The sequence below is a fragment of the Nocardia sp. NPDC004568 genome (genome assembly GCF_040609955.1).
GTDB lineage: Bacteria > Actinomycetota > Actinomycetes > Mycobacteriales > Mycobacteriaceae > Nocardia.
The window spans coordinates 1-4,400 of the sequence record NZ_JBEXLL010000161.1; the positions used below are offsets into that span (position 1 = coordinate 1).

General features: G+C 68.2%; 2 protein-coding genes and 1 pseudogene. All 3 read left to right on the forward strand.

The annotated features are described in order from the left end of the window. Window positions 1-1,138: 1,138 nt before the first annotated feature. On the forward strand, window positions 1,139-2,314 hold the full coding sequence (gene dnaN / locus ABZV91_RS32180; RefSeq protein WP_355249483.1) for a DNA polymerase III subunit beta: 1,176 nt from the start codon (window positions 1,139-1,141) through the stop codon (window positions 2,312-2,314). A gap of 184 nt (window positions 2,315-2,498) precedes the next feature. Beyond that, window positions 2,499-3,713 (forward strand): DNA replication/repair protein RecF, encoded by a 1,215-nt coding sequence (recF, locus tag ABZV91_RS32185; RefSeq protein ID WP_355249484.1) that lies wholly within the window; start codon window positions 2,499-2,501, stop codon window positions 3,711-3,713. A 348-nt stretch (window positions 3,714-4,061) separates the two neighbouring features. Continuing rightward, window positions 4,062-4,400: pseudogene (locus ABZV91_RS32190) on the forward strand (hypothetical protein); the annotation flags it as partial.

The following is a 4,400-nucleotide window of genomic DNA, read 5'->3' on the forward strand; positions in this document are numbered from 1 at the left end:
ATTTTTTTTAACAAAATTATCACATCCATTTTTCCACAAAAAAAACACAACCCATTTGTCCGTTACAGGGGGTTGTGCAATAGTTGTTTGTTCCTCGAGGAATCCTCGAGGAATCCACAGGTTGTCCACGGATCCATGCACAATGTGCACAACTGGCCGGATTCTGGGGACCGAGTTGGGGACGCGCTGTGGACGGAGTGTGGACAACAAAACCTGTCCACAGCCGCCGTCGATTCATCCTCGAGTTATCCCCCGGCCATCCACAGGCGGACACGCAGTGTGAACTGGGAAAACCAGCGAAATCCACAGTTTCCACAGGGCCTATTACTACTCCTGTTCTTCATCTAGAGAATTTCTCTTGAAAACAGGTTGTGTGGACAAGTCGTGAGCGGACCGGCACCGGTGCGCGGTACCGGAGAGAGACAAGGACAGCGACGGAGTCGACCGGTCTTGCCCCGATCGAGGGTGGGGATGCTCCCGGGTTCACAGATCCCCCCATCCGGTCGGTGCCGACGGGCGGACTCGTTCCCGGTCCGGCGCCGCACTCGTAGTCCGGCGCTCCGGTGCTCGCCCACCCGTTCGCACCCGCACGCGCCGGAAGAGTCGGAAGCCGGGTCGGGGTCGATCGCTCCTCCGCACGGGGCCGAGGCCGAGCCGACGTGTTCTCCACGTCGGTGTGCAGAGGAGGCGGTAGGCCGGGTTCGACCACCGCGAGAAGAACCCGGTACGGAGTTGTCCACACCGCTACCGTGGGACGACTGTGGATACGGCCACACCCAGCGCGCGGAAATCGCGCACTCGAGGCCCGGGGGAGATCCGCCGCGGTCGCCTCCGCCGTTCATCCACAGTCGTGCACAGGCGATCGGCCCAGGCAGCGGCGATACGACTCCGTCTGCCCGCCCGGCCTGGCCGGGGCACCGCCGGAGGACGTATCCTCCACTCGGAGGGGCAGCCGACCGCGTAGCTCGAAACGGGGTACGGTCTGATGTCGGCCGCTTGTGCCAGACTCCTGGGGCGGCCGGTCCGGATTTCCGGCCGCCGCCTCGACCGCCGCGCCGGTGGCGGAGTCGGCGCAGCGCGATACACGGGGGCAGCACAGCCGTCGATCCACACTGAACGGGAGAGGACACCTCGGGCGATGGACCTTGCAGGCATGAAGTTTCGGGTCGCGCGTGAGGATTTCGCGGAGTCGGTCGCCTGGGTGGCGCGCAGTCTGCCGTCTCGCCCGCCGGTCCCGGTACTCGGCGGAGTCCTGCTGGTCGCCGACGAGGACGGACTGACCGTCTCCGGGTTCGACTACGAGGTCTCCGCGCAGATGCGGGTCGCCGCCGAGGTCGCCGGTCCCGGCCGCGTTCTCGTCTCGGGCAAACTGCTGGCCGATATCACCAAGGCGCTGTCCAACAAGCCGGTGGACGTTTCCGTGGACGGCACCCGCGTACTGATCCAGTGCGGCAGCGCCAAGTTCTCCCTGCCCACCATGCCGGTCGAGGACTATCCCCAGTTGCCGGAGGTACCACAGTCGAGCGGAGAACTGGCGGTCGAGGTGTTCGGTGAGGCGGTCGGCCAGGTGGCCGTCGCAGCCGGCCGCGACGACACGCTGCCCATGCTGACCGGTATCCGGGTCGAGATCGAGGGACCGCGAGTGGTGCTGGCGGCGACCGACCGGTTCCGGCTCGCGGTGCGGCACATCCGGTGGCAGCCCGCCCGCGCCGATATCGAGACCGCGGTGCTCATTCCCGCCCGCACGCTGTCCGAGGCCGCCAAGACGCTGGGTGCCTCCGATCGGCCGGTGCAGCTGTCGCTGGGCTCCGGAGGGGGCGCCGACGGGCTGCTGGGCATCGTCAACGGTGGCCGGCGCACCACCACCCGGCTGTTGGACGCCGAATTCCCCAAGTTCCGCCAGTTGCTCCCCAAGGAGCACACCTCGATCGCGACGTTGGAGGTCGCCTCGCTCACCGAGGCGATCAAGCGCGTGGCACTCGTGGCCGAGCGCGGTGCCCAGGTGCGGCTGGAATTCTCCGGCGAAGGATTGCTGTTGTCGGCGGGCGGCGACGACGCCGGCCGGGCCGAGGAATGGCTCACCGCCGATTTCCGCGGTGAACCGCTGACCATCGCCTTCAACCCCGGCTACCTCATCGACGGCTTGTCCGCGCTGCGTGCCGAGCGGGTCACCTTCGGGTTCACCACGCCCAGCCGCCCGGCTGTGCTGCTGCCCGCCCGCGAGGAGGAACCGGAGCCGCTCGAGTCCGGTGCGTATCCGGCGCTGGAGAGCGACTACATCTACCTGTTGATGCCGGTTCGGCTCCCGGGCTGAGCGAGCGTGGGTTCGGTTACGACGAACCGGCGCACCTCCACCCGGAACCGCCGGTGTCGGTGTACCGTGCCTGCGGTGGCGGTCGGTGGCGACAGCTCCGCAAATCAGCGCCGCGACCTGCGCTCCCCCCAGTTATCCACAGCTGTGGATAACTGGGCTGTCATTCCCCGGATGGTGTGAACAGGTGCATATCCGTGCTCTGACCTTGCGTGATTTCCGATCCTGGGAGCACGCTGAGATCGAGTTATCCACAGGCCCTACGGTTCTCCTGGGGGCGAACGGTAACGGCAAGACCAACCTCCTCGAAGCGCTGGGCTATCTGTCCACACTGGGGTCACACCGGGTTTCCACCGACGCGCCACTCGTGCGGGCGGGCGCCGAACGCGCCCGGATCGGCGCGAACGTGGTGCATCTGGGCCGCGAGTTGCGGATCGATGTCGAGCTCAACCGCGGCGCGGCCAACCGGGCCCAGATCAACCGGGCCCCGGTGCGCCGGCCGCGCGAGATCCTCGGCATCCTGCACACCGTGTTGTTCGCCCCGGAGGATCTGGCGCTGGTCCGGGGCGATCCGGGGGAGCGTCGTCGTTTCCTGGACGAGTTGTGCACTGCGCGCCGCCCCGGCCTGGCCGGTGTCCGCGCCGATTACGACCGGGTGCTGCGGCAGCGGTCGGCCCTGTTGAAATCCGCGGGCCGATCGGCTCGGGGAGATCTCGGCACGCTGGACGTCTGGGACGGACATCTGGCGGGTCATGCCTCGATCCTGCTGGCGGAGCGGTTGCGCCTGGTGCATGAACTTCATCCGCATCTGGCCCGCGCGTACGCGGCGCTCGCGCGGGAGTCGCGACCGGCGGCGATCGGGTACCGCAGCGGTGCGCTGCCCGCCGAGTTGCTCGATCCCGGCCGCTCACCCGAGTCCGGTGACCCGGGGTTGTTGGAGGACATCCTGTTGCGCGAACTCGCCGCGGCGCGGGCCAAGGAGCTCGAACGAGGCGTCTGCCTGGTCGGTCCGCACCGGGACGACCTGGAGCTGATGCTCGGCGAGACCCCGGCCAAGGGCTTCGCCAGTCACGGCGAGTCCTGGTCGTTCGCGCTCGCCCTGCGGCTGGCGGCCTTCGAACTGCTCCGTGCGGACGGGGCCGAACCGGTGCTGTTGCTCGATGATGTCTTCGCCGAGCTCGACCGGCGCCGCCGCACCGCACTGGCCACGGTGGCGGCGGGCGCCGAGCAGGTACTGATCACCGCGGCGGTGCCCGAGGACGTGCCGGCCGAGCTGGTCGGCGCAACGCTGCGGGTGACGACCACCGGAGATCCGGAGCACCGGATTTCCGGTTTCGCGACGGAGCGCCCGGTCGCCGGTGGTGACCCGCCGACGGCGGTCGCCGGTGATTCGCCGGGTTGACGGACACGCGCTCGCCACCGTCTTGCATGCGCGCCGGGCCGTTCGTAGAGTGAGCCGGTACACCGGGCCGTTATCCCCCGTCCGGTATCAAGAACCCAGTTATCCACAGCCTGTGGATAACTTATTGGACCAGGTCGTCGGCCCGCACCCCGGACGCCCGCCCGGTCCATTCGGTGACTGCCAGCACCGGCACCCAGTTTATCGGCCCTGGCCTGCGGATTCTTCCTTGGGAAAAGCTGCGGTGCCGACCTTGGTGGTGTGGTGCCGACAGCGGGTTCCCGGATGTGCACAGCCTGAGGAAAAACCGGTCGAACCTGGGGATAACTCGCACCGGTGAGTGGAGCAGCGATGACCGACCAACCCGGGACGCCCGGTGGCGCAACGCCCCCGAACGAACCGGAGTTGCGCGGGATCGACCTGGCTCGCCGGGCACTGGAGGAGGCTCGGGCGGCGGCGCGCGCGAGCGGTAAATCCGTCGGCCAGGGACGTTCCTCTCCGCGCCGCGGTCTCCGTTCCGGCGCCCGCCGCCGCAGCGGGTGGTCCGGTCCCCGCCCCGACGACCGGGATCCACAGCCGCTGTCCAAACTCGCGACCTCGATAGCACGCAGTCGCGGCTGGTCCGCCAAAGTCGCCGAGGGCACGGTGTTCGGGCACTGGTCGGGCGTGGTCGGCGAGGATATCGCCGAC